The sequence below is a fragment of the Streptomyces sp. NPDC007875 genome (assembly GCF_042868035.1).
GTDB lineage: Bacteria > Actinomycetota > Actinomycetes > Streptomycetales > Streptomycetaceae > Streptomyces > Streptomyces antimycoticus.
In genome coordinates, this window is sequence record NZ_JBIADZ010000032.1 from 63,973 (window position 1) to 76,117 (window position 12,145).

Genomic DNA, 12,145 nt, shown 5'->3' on the forward strand with positions numbered 1-12,145 from the left:
CTCACGCACCGCCGCGACGAGGAACGGGCCATGGCCGCAGGCGCGTGCTCGCCCTGGTGGCCGTTGCCGCCTGCGGCAGCGGCTACCGCCTCGGTCCCGCGACGGCGTAGGCCGTGGTGCCGGCGATCGTGAGCACCAGAGCCATCCAGGTGCCCGCCGCCGTGCCGGGTGGCAGCATCATCCAGGACGCCACCTGCGTCGGCACACTCGTCGGAGGCGGGGCGAAGAACGAGAACGAGAGCCAGGCGAACGGCAGCGTCCACGCGTACTGTCCCCCGCACACCGCCGCCCCGGCGGCGGCGAGCCCGATCAGGCCCGCGCTGTCCCGCACGACGAACGCGGCGGTGGCCAGGTCCTTCCCCGTCGCCTGCACCGCCAGCAGCATCACGGCGACGACCGCGCCGGCGAGCAGCACGTGCACCGCCCTGCGGGGTGCCCAGCGGATCGCGGCCGTCCGGTCCAGCGCGAGGTCCTGCCCGCTGAGCCCGGTGGAGACCGCCATCGCTCCCGCGGCGAGGACGAGCGCGGGCAGCCGCGGATCACCCGGCCCCCCGCCGCCGTCCCGGGCGAGTGCCCACACCGTCACCGTGGTGATCACCACCGCGGCCAGTGACGTGGGTACCTGACGCGAGCGCGCGTACAGCGTCAGCCATCTCACCGGTACGCACCGCCGGTCAGCGCGTCGAGTGCGTCTCCCTTGCAGGAGAGCGCGTTGGCGCGCATGGCGTTGATCCGCTGGAGCTGCTTGGCCCGTGGCAGCACTTCGAGGTCCTTCCACACCGCGCGGGCCTGGGTGCCGACCTCGCGTCGCACGTTCGGTGGCTCCTGGCCGGGCATCGAATTGAGGTCACCGAGGACCCAGCCCACCGCGACGGTCCACGCGACGTCCTCTCCCCCCGTACCGCTCCAGCCGACGGGGGAACACCCCGGCACCATGCCTTTGGCGATCAAAGCCCAGGTCAGCTCCTCACCCTTCGCGGCGGCGATGATGTCGTCGTCGAAGTCGATGAGCACGGTCTTGCTTGACCACCGCGGCATCGAGCCCTCCGGCTGCACGGCGGTGTTCTCCCGGACCGAGACCGGCGCCTGGCTTCCCAGGGCACCGTGCAGCAGGCGCAGCGCCTTTTTGCCGTGACTCGCGAGGTCGGCGAGTCGTGCCTGGTGGGTCCTGGTCACGCATACCGGGCCATCGCACACCAACTCCGCGGCGGCCTTGTCGAGGACATACATCCCGCGCGGGTCGGAGGGCAGGACGAGCAGGGCGACGGCCGCGCCCGCCAGGACGGGCGCCAGGGCGAGCAGCCGGGTGCGCGGGGTCGCGGCGACCAGCAGTGCGAAGCCTGTCGCGGCCAGACCGAGCAGCCAGATCGTCTGCCCGACGTGTACGGAGGCGGAGAGCGTGACGAACGCGTCACGCACCTCTTCCACCGCAGGTGACAGCAGCGAGACCTGGTTCGGCTCCGTGGTCGGGATTCCTGTCGCCGTGTCCGTCTCGGTCCGGCCCAGCGACATGTGCATGACGGCCGTGAACGCGAAGGCGCCCATGGCCAGCAGCGGCGGGGTCAGCACGGACGGCAGGGCGCGCCCGGCCCCCATGCCCAGCACGGCTCCCGCGACCAGTGAGAGCGCCCCCACCAGCGAGATCGGCAGCCAACCGAGGTGGGTGTACTCGGCGTTGGCGAGCACCTGGACCCCTCCCACGAGGACGAGCAGCGCGAACGCCGAGGCCAGGGTGAACGCCATCGTGCCCGCCAGCGTGGCGGCGCGGTGCCAGGCGGGACGCGAAGTGGTCGTCAGCAGCTCGGACATGTTCGAACGGTGGTCACGCAGGCCCTGCACCGCGCCGAGCCCCACGGTCAGCGGCCACAGGTAGAACAGCAGGGTGCGGGTCCACAGGGCCAGGGACGTCCACTGGGCCGTCCACGCCGTAGTGCCCCTCCACCATTCGGCGTCCACCAGGTACAGCAACGCCAACGCGCTCGTCAGGACCACGGCGCCGGCCCAGGGGGCGACGGAGCGCTTCAGCTCGGTTCGCAGGACACGCGTATTCACCAGGCGCCCCTTCCCTGGCCGGGACCCAGCAGCAGTGCCGAATAGCCGCGCTCCAGCGGGCTGTCGCCCACGTGTTCGGGGCCGCCCGCCGCGGCCAGGTCCTCCGGGGTGCCCTGGAAGACCAGCCGGCCCTCGGCGAAGAGCACCACGTCGGTGCAGGCGGCGGCCACGTCCTCCACGAGGTGGGTCGAGACGACCACGCAGGTGTCCTTGCCCAGTTCCTGCAGCAGTTCGCGAAAGCGCAGCCGTTGCGCCGGGTCCAGGCCGGCCGTGGGCTCGTCCAGCAGCAGGATCGACGGGTCATTGACGATGGCCTGGGCGATGCCCACCCGCCGCACCATGCCGCCGGACAAGGTCTTCATCCGCTTGTCGGCACGGTCGGCCAGGCCCACCCGCTCCACGGCGTGCTGCACCGCCGCGGGGATGTCCGCCTTGGGCACCTCCTTCAGCCACGCCATGTACTCGACGAACTCGCGGACCGTGAAGCGCTTGTAGTAGCCGAACTCCTGCGGCAGGTAGCCGATCCGGCGGCGCAGCGCGCGGTACTCGCCTCTGCCGCCCGCGGACTCGCCGAGCAGTTCCAGGGTGCCCTCGGCGGGGCGCAGTACGGTGGCCAGAGCCCGGATGAGGGTGCTCTTGCCCGCCCCGTTGGGGCCGAGGAGGCCGTGTACGCCGGTGCCCAGCGACAGATCGAGCCCGTCGACGGCCATGTGGTTTCTGCCGACCCTGACCTTCAGCCCGGTGGCCCGGATCTCCCAGGCGTAGGGCGTCGGTGCGATGTCGGCCGCGCTCACCGCGGTCATCATGTGGTGTTCCTTTCTCATGGTCAACGATGGGCTCCCAGCACGGAGTACGCGCCCCTGCGGGCGATCACGACACCGATGCCGAGCGCGAGGATCAGCCCCCACACGGGCAGACCGTCCGTCGCCAGGGCGAAGGTCGTACGGCCGGCGGCCAGGGTCGGTGCCACGACCACAGCGGCCCATCCGGCCACCAGCCAGGCGGCGGCGCGGGTCACCCCGACGACACCACCGAGCGCCAGGGTCGTCGAGGTGAAGGCCAGGCAGGGCAGCAGCCATTGCGCGGCCGTCACCCCCGTCACCCATCCGCCCAGCAGCAATGCGGGGACGACCACGGCGAGCACGGACGCGGTACGCCGCAGCACCAGGTACAGTCCCGCCCTCGGCGCGGAGGCCGTCAGCTCGTACGCCGGGTCCAGACCGCGCGACCACGACGCCGCGACACCGAGGACGGGCAGGACCGGGGAGAGCAGCAGCACCAGCGACACCTCGCCGGTGCCGGTGTCGGCCAGGTCGAGCAGCAACGCGAGCAGCGTCACACCCACGACCATGGCCAGCCAGGGCACCATCACGGGCGTCATCCACCTCGACAGCCGCGCCGACCAGCGCCGTCGACGCGGTGCCCGGGCGGTGCCGGCGAGCTGCGGTTCGAGGTCGGACCACACCGCGCCGACCAGCGCCGCGACGGCGGGCGTCTGCGCCGTGACGGAGGCCGACAGCCGGTCACGGCATACCCGGCACGTTTCCAGATGGGCCTCCAGGGCCCACACCTCGTCGGCGGCAAGGTCCGTCTCGCCGCGCGCGTAGGCGTCGATGATCCGAATCGACGCGTGTTCCACACTCATGCCAGTGCCTTCCGCATCTCGATCCGGGCCCGGCGGGCACGGGTCTTGACCGTGCCCTCGGGCAATCCCAGCAAGACAGAGGTCTCTCGGACGGACAGCCCGTCGAGCACCATGGCCTGCAGTACCTCTCTGAGCTCCGGCGCGAGGCGCCGAAGCGCGTCCCCGACCTCGCCTCCGACGGTCGCCGCGAGCGCCTCCTCCTCGGCGGCGGGCGCCATGGACCGCGGGACAGCCGCGGGCGGCGGCTCCGCGTGGTGGGCCCTGCGCCGGAACGCGTCGACGAGCCGACGCGCCGCGATCGTCCACAGCCAGCCGACGGCGGTTCCCCCGGCCGCGGCCCCGAGGAACGCGCCCGCGGCGCGCCACACCGCCAGATACGTCTCCTGCATGACCTCGGCGACGATCTGCTCGTCCGCGCATCTGCGGCGCAACCGCACCGCCATCCACGGCGACGTACGCCGGTACAGCTCCTCGAACGCGGCACGGTCGCCTCTGGCCACCAGCCGGACGAGATGCTCCTCGTCCAGTTCGCCCACTGTCTTCCTGACTGATCTCACACCCGCTAGACGTCAGGCACGAACGCCAGGATTTCCCCCGGGCGTGATCCCCGTCACACATAGGGCTCCGGAGGCCCCGCCTCGACGGCAGAGGTCGGACCCTCACCGCGCACCGCATGCCGGCCGGACACTCGGCGCCGTGACATGAGCATCCGCCGGCTCGAGCTCGCGGCAGCCCCGCCACCGCATGTGTCACCACCGTGGCCGTTCGCTCAGCGGGATGCCAGAAGTCCGTACAGCAGAGGGATCCCCCGCTCCGGCAGCCGCCACCAGCCGGAGGAGCCACGAACCATGTGGGGCCAGCGTGGCCAGGGCAGTTCAGGGCCCTCGCGCGGCCCTCGGATGTCCCAACCGGCTCCGGTCAGGGCATGGACGACCTCGCCCAGCCCGTGCATCCACTCGTAGCTATCGGTGGGCGACGGCGAGTTCCTGTATCTGGTCGGCAGTGATCGACTGCTTCTGGCACCGCCTGGTGGTGAGCAGTTCCTGGTCGACGTGGCTGACGTCTTCGACGTAGTGGTGGCGGCTGGCGTCAGGAGAAGACCGGGGCGCTGCTGCCTTCTTCGACGGCGATGGCGCGTCACCGACTTCCCCGGACGACCCCAGGAACACGCGTCATGACCGGGTGGGTTCGGCCGAGTCCGGTCTGCTGAGGCGGGTCTGGCGCACCGTTCGGCACGGCCCTCGCCGGTCATCTCCGCCTCGGTGTCGGAGGCGGTCCTCTCCCAGACACCACCTGGGCGTTCCGGCACGTGGCACCGGGCAGGGCAGCACTCAAGGCGGCGCCATATCCGGTTCCGTCATGTCGTCAGGCGACACGGAGGATCGGCGGACACTCCCATCGTGCGTCGATGACCTCGGGGTGCGGGAGGTACATGCGCAAGCCGATGAACCACACGCCCCGCTTTGGTGTGGGCAGCCAGTTGGGCTCGCGGGTGGGGCCCGGTGACTCGGGCTGCAGGTGGAGGACCAGGCTGCCGTCCGCGTCGGTGACCAGCCCCGGGGTGCGGTCGCCGATGGAGTAACGGCCGATCGGATTGGGGACCAGGTTCCTGTCCTCTCCGTAGACGGTCAGGGACCAGAACGCCGTGACAGGGGGCAGACCCCCTGGCTCGAAGCGCAGTTCGTACTGGCCCGTGGACAGCTTGCCGCCGTCCGCGTCGTGGAAGGCGGCCAGGTAGACCGCTTCCTCGGGATCGTTGGCGGCGACACCGACCAGCGACTGCTCCGCGGCTCGCCTCAGGAAATCGTCCCCGAACCGTCCCATCTGTGGTGGCGGATAGAGCCAGCCGTTGATGACACGAGCCCATTCGCCACTGAGCAGTTGCCGTTCGAGCATCGGTACGCCGGTGGCAGCGGCCCGGATCAGGCTCTGTTTGACGGGTTCGGGCTGAGCTTCGACATCAAGCCCGGGCCCGATGCCGATCTCCGCGAACTGCTTGAGCAGAACCCTGTGGTGCCGCGGTGGCGGATTCTCTGCCAGCATCGCGTTCAGGGTCTTCCACGGGCCGAGAGGATCCTCTGCCGCGTCGATCGGTTCCAGCACGTCGCGGCGCTCCGGGAGGTGCGCTCCTTTCTTGCCGAACAGGTGGAGCGGCGTCAACCGGTACCGACGCTGCAGCGTTTGAACGTGCGAGAGGTCGTGTTCGCCTTCGACGAGGGTTCGGCCGACGATCAGGATCCAGGGGCTGGGGGCAGTCGCCGTACGGCGCACCCCTTTGGGGAGGTCTCCTGTCCATCCCGGCCCGACGAGGGCGAAATCACCGGCATGCGGTCCGGTGGTGCGTCGGCCCACGTAGTCGTAGTTGTCGGAGGTCATGCCGACCAGTTCGAAGGTGAAGTAGCGGTCGCTCATGTCCGGGTGCGAGAGGATGACGGGTTCCTCGCTCAGGTCGACCCAGGCGAACGAGTACAGCGTGTCATTGTTGGGCGCCAGGCCCTCCCGGTCGGAGGCGTCGAAAAGCTTGTGGGAGTGCCAGAAATGGTTGACGGCGGCATACGGTGTCGCATCGGTGTCGGGCTTCCGGGCCGCCCACCGATGGCGAAGCTGGGCGTTGTAGATGTACGGGAACCCATAGACAAAGGCTTGTTCGCCGAGCGTATAGGCGTATTCCCGGCGCCAGTCGCTGACGTGGCCGGTCAGCGCCGACTCCACCGACTGCCACATCAGCGGCAGCGCCCGTGTTGTCCTGCGGGTGCGGTCGACCGTCGCTCCTGGATGGCGCACGGCGTCCACCGCGGCCCTGCCGGTCACCATCGCCACCTGGCCGACGCTCGACGCCACTCCCGTGATCTGGTGGCGCAGTCGCTGTACGGGACGGTTGCTCGTGGCTGCAGAGGCCATTACCGCGCTCCTCTCCGGCACGGCGTCATACTTCTCCGGCCGGACAGCCGACCACCGTCGGTGATGCGAGCCCGGCTCCTCCTCGCGGGCCGACGAGCTGTATCGTGCGCCGTGCTTCGTCGGGTGTCGGGCAAGTTGCCTCTACCGCCTGGCCCACTCACTCGAGTAGATCACCGCAGCCGGACCCCGGCAACCGCGCTCAGCCTCACCGCTCTCGGGAGCTGACACCGCGTTGACCTCGTGGGTGGGGGCACGCGGCCGTTGGACGGCACGATTGCCCGCGCTGAGGCCGTACGGCGTCGCCGCAGCCGGAATCGGGCGTCGCACGACCTTTGCCGGGCGCCTCCATGTGGCGGTCCGCTCGAATACCAGACGTGGCAGGTTGACGACGGGCGGTCGCCGGATCTGGTGGTCCTCCATCATCTCCGGCACCAGCTTGATGTCCGTGTTCGGGCGACGGTGCGCCTCTGCTCTCGGCAGGGGCCCGGAAGCCGAGGGAAGGCGCCCACCATGTTCCTCCGGGCTGGAGAGGCCGGATGGTGTTCTTCGTGGATCGCGGTGACGCCGACGGGCCGGCTGGAGCACGTCGGAGGCGAGGATGCCGTGGTGCTGGGGCTGTCCCGCGAAGGAGGCCGGTCGCCACCCAGGTCGCCAAGGCACTCCGGCCGCCGCTGGATGTCTGTCTGGTGCGGAAGCCGGGATCCCCGTTCCAGCCGGAGCGGGGATTGGGAGCGGTCGGCGAGGACAGTGTCCGTGCACACCACGCTCGGAGAGCCGTGCCCGGCGCTACCGGGGCGGGCGGGAACCGATCGGGCTCAAGGGGCGCACGGTGGCAGTCGACGGCGGTGTGGTCACGGAGGGGGCGACGGCGCGGGCGCCTGCCAGATGACTCGGCCCCGAAGAGGCGGGTGGCGCCAGGAGAACGCCGACGAGCGGTTCTCGCAGCGCAGGCGAGGAGCCCGCCGCCCTGGAGAAGGTCATCGAGCTGGCCGGTGACTGGTTCACTGACCACATGCCCCTAGGGCCTGAAATGCGCGGCGCGGTCTCGGCCGGCCGAGTGCCCAGGTGCGGCGTGACGATCCCCCCGCCTGGTCGCGTGTCCCGTGCCGGAGCACGCGTGGTGTCCAGCGGTGGGATCGCATGCCGAAACCGGTGAGCATCGCCGGGCGAACCGTGACGTGGACCCACACCCCTCCGGGCGCCACCGCGGCCGCGAGGTATGCGGCCAGGATGCGTTGGTGCGGAGCCTGCGTGAAAATGCTCCTGTGCAGGGCCGTACCAGGCGAGCGTTGTGCGCGGCCGCCCGATTCGTACCCCCGCCGACAGGTGGCGGGGGCGCCCTGCGGTCCGGGGCCATGACGGCCATGACGCCTGGCTGGTCACCGACGAGCAGGCGGAGCTGCGGTCCCGGCTGCGCGAGATCGCGGCCGCGCACGGCGTCCGGGTGCGGGCCGGGGACGTGGAGCTCGGCGGCGTACGGGTGCGGTGCCATCCAGTGGCGCACACCTCGCATCCCGCCTACGGCTACCGCATCGAGACACAGGGGACGGCCGTCGTGTGGGCGCCGGAGTTCTGGGAGTTCCCGGGGTGGGCTGCGGGGGCCGACCTGATGTTCGCCGAGGCCGCCGGATGGAACCGCCCGATCCGATTCCGCGGCGGCGTGGGTGGCCACGCGAGTGTCCGCACGGTCGGCGAGCAGGCCGCACGGCACGGTGTGCGGCGGCTCGTCTACACCCACATCGGGCGGCCCACCCTGTGCGCGATCGACGCCGGGGCCAAGCCCGAGATCGGGGAATGGGGTGTCCAGGGCCGCGCCTACTCCGTGCGGGTGCCGGCCCGGGAAGACCGGAAAGAACTGGCGGTGACGATACGACCGGGCTGGATCAGAGGGGCCAGGAACGCCGACCCGCGGACCCGCGGGTCAGGGTGATGCCAACGATCTCCCAAGCTGTTTCCGGCGCCTGCCCCGCGCACGTTCCCAAGGCAGGAGGCCGCGCATGGAACTCGTCGAGGAATGTCCTTACCGCTTCCGTATCGAACGGCACGGTGACATGCGGGTGCCCGGGGTGGTGTTCGCCTCCCGCGAGTTGCTGGCGGATGCGGAGCAGTCGCTGCGACAGGTGATCAATGTGGCCACCCTGCCCGGGATCGTCGGCGCCTCCTACGCCATGCCCGACATTCACTGGGGCTACGGCTTCCCCATCGGCGGCGTCGCGGCGACCGCGGTGGACGAGGGCGGTGTGGTCTCGCCCGGCGGCGTCGGCTTCGACATCTCGTGCGGGGTGCGGCTGCTGGCCGCCGACTGCGACCGGCGGGAGATCGAGCAGGCGCTGCCCGCGGTGATGGACGGCCTGGGCCGGGTGATCCCGCGCGGCGCGGGACCCGGCGGCCTGTGGAAGCCGGGCGGGAAGGGAGAGCTGGAGCGGATCCTGCGGGGCGGCTCCCGGTACGTGGCGGAGCAGGGGCGCGGTGAGGAGCGCGACCTGACGCGGTGCGAGGACGGCGGAACGGTGGCCGACGCGGATGTGACGCGGGTGAGCGGGAGGGCACGGGAACGGGGCCTTGGACAGGTGGGCAGCCTGGGCTCAGGCAATCACTTCCTGGAGGTGCAGCAGGTCGTCGAGGTGTACGACCGGACGGTCACCGCCGCCTTCGGACTCGCCCTCGGCCAGGTGTGCGTGATGATCCACTCCGGATCGCGCGGCCTGGGCCACCAGATCTGCACCGATCACGTGCGGGCCATGGACCACGCCATGACCCGGTACGGCATCGCCCTGCCCGACCGGCAACTGGCCTGCACCCCGGTCGGCTCACCGGAGGGCCGGGACTACCTGGGAGCGATGGCAGCAGCCGCCAACTACGGCCGCGCCAACCGCCAACTGCTCACCGACGAGACCCGCCGCATCTTTCGCCGCGAGGCCGGCACCCGGCTGTCCCTGGTGTACGACGTGTCCCACAACCTCGCCAAGATCGAGACGCACGTGGTGGACGGGACGCGGCGCCGGCTGTGCGTGCACCGCAAGGGCGCCACCCGGGCCTTCCCGCCCGGACATCCCGAACTCCCCGAGGACCTGATCCAGTTCGGTCAGCCGGTGCTGATTCCCGGCACCATGGGGACGGCCTCGTACGTGCTGACCGGGGTGGCAGGCGGGGAGGCGTTCTTCTCCACCTGCCACGGCGCGGGTCGGGTGATGAGCCGCCACGCGGCCGCACGCACGGTCACGGGCAGGGAACTGCGGGAGCGCCTGGAACGGGAGGGCATCGCCGTGCGCCCGCAGTCGTTGCGCGGTCTGGCGGAGGAGACCCCGGAGGCGTACAAGGACGTGAGCGCGGTGGTGGCGGCGAGCGAGGCGGCGGGGCTGTGCCGCAAGGTGGCGCGCCTGGTGCCGCTCGGTGTGGTCAAGGGCTGAGGCCGCCACTGGGCCCCGCATCTCATACGTCGATGGTCACCGCACAGGACCAGCCGTACGGATCCGGACCGATCCGCAGCTCGTGCCACGACACGCCCTTCGGCACGGCCCCGATGATCTCCACGTCGGCGAACTCGGCGAGCGCCGCTCGCACCTCCAGCCCACCGTCACAGGCGTCCGTCTCCACCTCCACCGGCACCCGGCCCGGCACCTCGAGCCAGTAGATGACCTCTTCCAGGAGTGCGGTCAGCAGTTCCTCGTCGCTTCCCTCGGCCAGCCGTATCCGCTCCACGGCGGCCGTCCGCGCCACAGAGGTGTCGGCGAAACACTCCACCAGCCCCAGCGCCGCCTCCGCCAAGCAGTGCTCCCGGGTCGCGCCCCACGCCTCGATCCGCACGTCGGCGGTGTGTGGCACCGTCCGGTGCCCGCTCTCGCCTTGCCGTCGTGCTTCCCGGTCGTTGTCGGTGTCACCGACCATGTCCACCGTGTGCCCACGTCTGCCGCACCTACACGGTCCGCGACTGCGAGGTGCGCCCACCGTGGTCGTTGACGATGGCGGCCGCCCGTCTCATGACCGGTTCCCAGTCCGGGCCGGTGGTCTTTGTGACGAGCACGGCACCGTCCTGGACCCGTCCGATCTCGGTGGCGCTGCGCAGGCCGCACACCGGCCCGGCGGCGATGGCGTCAGGCCCGCGAACAGGCCGCCACCCTGCGCTCCTTCCGGCTGAGGGAACGCAGCGAACGGCTGACGCCCGGCCTGACCATCGGCGACCTGGAGGACGGCCGCCCTCGTCCTGGGCGCAGAGGCGGATCATCGCCGTGGTGTGCCGGCTCTCGTTGTCGTGTCGTTCTCGGGCCGAAGGTGATTCGTGACGTCGACGACTCCGTCGACGCTCTCGGACAGCCGTACCGCGATGGGGATGAGGCTCTCCTGTGGCATGGTGCCGCTGAGTGTCACCCGTCCATCGGTGACCTGGACGGTGACCGCGCCGGGTTCCAGGCCGAGGGCACGGGCCAGGACATCCGTCCTGACCTCCTCGCAGATCGTGAGGTCGCGCCGCAGGAAGACCCGCAGCAGATCGGCACGGCTGACGATGCCCACCAGTCGCTCGGCATCGTCCACGACGGGCAGCCGTTTGACGTGATGGCGGGCCATGGCGCGGGCTGCCTCCACGACCGACCACTGGGGCCGGGCCGTGACGGCAGGGCTGGTCATGAGCCGCTCGGCGGTCAGCGCATGGGCCTTGGCGCGTTCCGCGGGGAGGAGGTGCGCGGCGGCCAGATGTCCGCCAGGATCCACCTGGCCTTCCTGTTTGCGCAGCATATCCGCCTCCGACACCACGCCCACCGGGCGGCCCTGGTCGTCGACGACGGGTACCGCGGTGATGTCGTGATCCGCGAGGTGCTGGGCAATGTCCTTGAAGCTCGTGTCCCGCCGCACACTCACCACGGCCGTGGTCATGAGGTCTCCGACCAAGCGATGCAGCATGTCCCGCTCCTTCTCAGACGCTCGCGGCACAGGTCCTCTCTCCACTGTCCGCCCCTCGGAGAGCCCTCGCACTGTCCGTGCGTCCTGGGCTTACCGGGCAGGGCGAACGACGACCGCCACCGATCACCTCCGCCCAGTGGCACCGGCCCGAACTCGAGGCCCGGCTTCCCGCTGCGGCCCACTCGGTCACCGGGTGTCGTCGGCGCTGGTGGACCGGTTGCCTGTCGGCCGATCACCAGCGAGCCGCCCCTCGACGGCCAGGTGGCCACACGCGGGGACGACGTGTCCTTGATCATGACGCACACCTACGGCGCGGACGCCCAGCTGATCCATGAGTTCGCCTGGGGGCTTCGTCCGCACCACTGTTCCACGAAGGACGCCGGACTGCGCGGTCGGCCCCCTCCCCCGCCCTCGACGGCCCGCCCCGCGTGGCGGCACTCGGCGTCCAGATCAGCCACGGGCGGCTGATCGGCTATCCGGACCTGTTCGACGATCCGGCGTTCGACGATGCTCGCCGACCGCCGGCACTCCATGACCGGCCGCCTGGAACCGGCCGACCAGGAGGAGCCTGACCGGGCCGGGACTGCGAGCGGCATCCCCGGCTGAACGGATCACCGCAGGGCACCGCCCGCTTCGCTGCCGCGGTCG

The 12,145-nt window shown here is 71.1% G+C and carries 12 protein-coding genes and 2 pseudogenes; 4 read left to right on the plus strand and 10 right to left on the minus strand.

Features of this window, described 5'->3' with window-relative positions; genetic code table 11:
• Positions 1-82 precede the first annotated feature (82 nt).
• From ACFYOY_RS41185 to ACFYOY_RS41215, 7 genes and pseudogenes are all read right to left on the minus strand, one after another.
• Complete coding sequence (locus ACFYOY_RS41185; protein ID WP_351903916.1) at positions 83-658, minus strand: hypothetical protein; 576 nt, start codon at positions 656-658, stop codon at positions 83-85.
• Positions 655-2,052: a hypothetical protein gene (locus ACFYOY_RS41190; RefSeq protein ID WP_351903913.1), complete on the minus strand. Its 1,398-nt coding sequence runs from the start codon at positions 2,050-2,052 to the stop codon at positions 655-657. Before ACFYOY_RS41190 ends, ACFYOY_RS41185 begins: the two co-directional genes overlap by 4 nt.
• Entirely contained in the window at positions 2,049-2,858 is an 810-nt protein-coding gene (locus ACFYOY_RS41195; RefSeq protein ID WP_388592851.1) for an ABC transporter ATP-binding protein, read from the minus strand. Before ACFYOY_RS41195 ends, ACFYOY_RS41190 begins: the two co-directional genes overlap by 4 nt.
• A gap of 20 nt (positions 2,859-2,878) precedes the next feature.
• A complete protein-coding gene (locus tag ACFYOY_RS41200) occupies positions 2,879-3,697 on the minus strand; it encodes a zf-HC2 domain-containing protein (protein WP_388592854.1) in 819 nt (272 codons plus the stop codon).
• Positions 3,694-4,197, minus strand: coding sequence for an RNA polymerase sigma factor (locus ACFYOY_RS41205; protein ID WP_351903976.1), 504 nt, complete (start codon positions 4,195-4,197; stop codon positions 3,694-3,696). Before ACFYOY_RS41205 ends, ACFYOY_RS41200 begins: the two co-directional genes overlap by 4 nt.
• A gap of 269 nt (positions 4,198-4,466) precedes the next feature.
• A pseudogene (locus tag ACFYOY_RS41210) lies at positions 4,467-4,667 on the minus strand (SAM-dependent methyltransferase); the annotation flags it as partial.
• Between the two features lie 395 nt (positions 4,668-5,062).
• A complete protein-coding gene (locus tag ACFYOY_RS41215; protein ID WP_388592857.1) occupies positions 5,063-6,598 on the minus strand; it encodes a DUF1254 domain-containing protein in 1,536 nt (511 codons plus the stop codon).
• Between the two features lie 1,291 nt (positions 6,599-7,889).
• Between ACFYOY_RS41215 and ACFYOY_RS41220 the strand changes: the two genes are divergently transcribed.
• Positions 7,890-8,528 carry an MBL fold metallo-hydrolase gene (locus ACFYOY_RS41220; protein ID WP_388592860.1) on the plus strand — a complete coding sequence of 213 codons (639 nt, stop codon included), beginning with the start codon at positions 7,890-7,892 and terminating at the stop codon, positions 8,526-8,528.
• A 67-nt stretch (positions 8,529-8,595) separates the two neighbouring features.
• Positions 8,596-10,008, plus strand: coding sequence for an RtcB family protein (locus ACFYOY_RS41225; RefSeq protein ID WP_388592862.1), 1,413 nt, complete (start codon positions 8,596-8,598; stop codon positions 10,006-10,008).
• A gap of 22 nt (positions 10,009-10,030) precedes the next feature.
• Here the strand turns inward: ACFYOY_RS41225 and ACFYOY_RS41230 are convergent, their stop codons facing one another.
• The 3 genes from ACFYOY_RS41230 to ACFYOY_RS41240 all read right to left on the minus strand — a co-directional run bounded on the left by ACFYOY_RS41230 (position 10,031) and on the right by ACFYOY_RS41240 (position 11,497).
• Positions 10,031-10,486 (minus strand): archease, encoded by a 456-nt coding sequence (locus tag ACFYOY_RS41230; protein ID WP_351903899.1) that lies wholly within the window; start codon positions 10,484-10,486, stop codon positions 10,031-10,033.
• Between the two features lie 28 nt (positions 10,487-10,514).
• On the minus strand, positions 10,515-10,622 hold the full coding sequence (locus ACFYOY_RS41235; RefSeq protein WP_388592865.1) for a PEP-utilizing enzyme: 108 nt from the start codon (positions 10,620-10,622) through the stop codon (positions 10,515-10,517).
• A gap of 197 nt (positions 10,623-10,819) precedes the next feature.
• Complete coding sequence (locus ACFYOY_RS41240) at positions 10,820-11,497, minus strand: CBS domain-containing protein (RefSeq protein WP_351903896.1); 678 nt, start codon at positions 11,495-11,497, stop codon at positions 10,820-10,822.
• Here ACFYOY_RS41240 and ACFYOY_RS41245 point away from each other — a divergent pair.
• Positions 11,489-11,833, plus strand: a pseudogene (locus ACFYOY_RS41245) (hypothetical protein); the annotation flags it as partial. The gene ACFYOY_RS41240 and the pseudogene ACFYOY_RS41245 overlap by 9 nt on opposite strands.
• Before the next feature lie 26 nt (positions 11,834-11,859).
• Complete coding sequence (locus ACFYOY_RS41250) at positions 11,860-12,069, plus strand: fructose 1,6-bisphosphatase (protein WP_388592905.1); 210 nt, start codon at positions 11,860-11,862, stop codon at positions 12,067-12,069.
• The last annotated feature ends 76 nt before the right edge of the window (positions 12,070-12,145 follow it).

What these genes read in the sequence shown, in the direction of transcription:
- ACFYOY_RS41195 (WP_388592851.1), bottom strand. Translation starts at nt 2,858, where the DNA reads ATGATGACCGCGGTGAGCGCGGCCGACATCGCACCGACGCCCTACGCC.
- ACFYOY_RS41200 (WP_388592854.1), bottom strand. Translation starts at nt 3,697, where the DNA reads ATGAGTGTGGAACACGCGTCGATTCGGATCATCGACGCCTACGCGCGC.
- ACFYOY_RS41215 (WP_388592857.1), bottom strand. Translation starts at nt 6,598, where the DNA reads ATGGCCTCTGCAGCCACGAGCAACCGTCCCGTACAGCGACTGCGCCAC.
- ACFYOY_RS41225 (WP_388592862.1), top strand. Translation starts at nt 8,596, where the DNA reads ATGGAACTCGTCGAGGAATGTCCTTACCGCTTCCGTATCGAACGGCAC.
- ACFYOY_RS41230 (WP_351903899.1), bottom strand. Translation starts at nt 10,486, where the DNA reads ATGGTCGGTGACACCGACAACGACCGGGAAGCACGACGGCAAGGCGAG.
- ACFYOY_RS41240 (WP_351903896.1), bottom strand. Translation starts at nt 11,497, where the DNA reads ATGCTGCATCGCTTGGTCGGAGACCTCATGACCACGGCCGTGGTGAGT.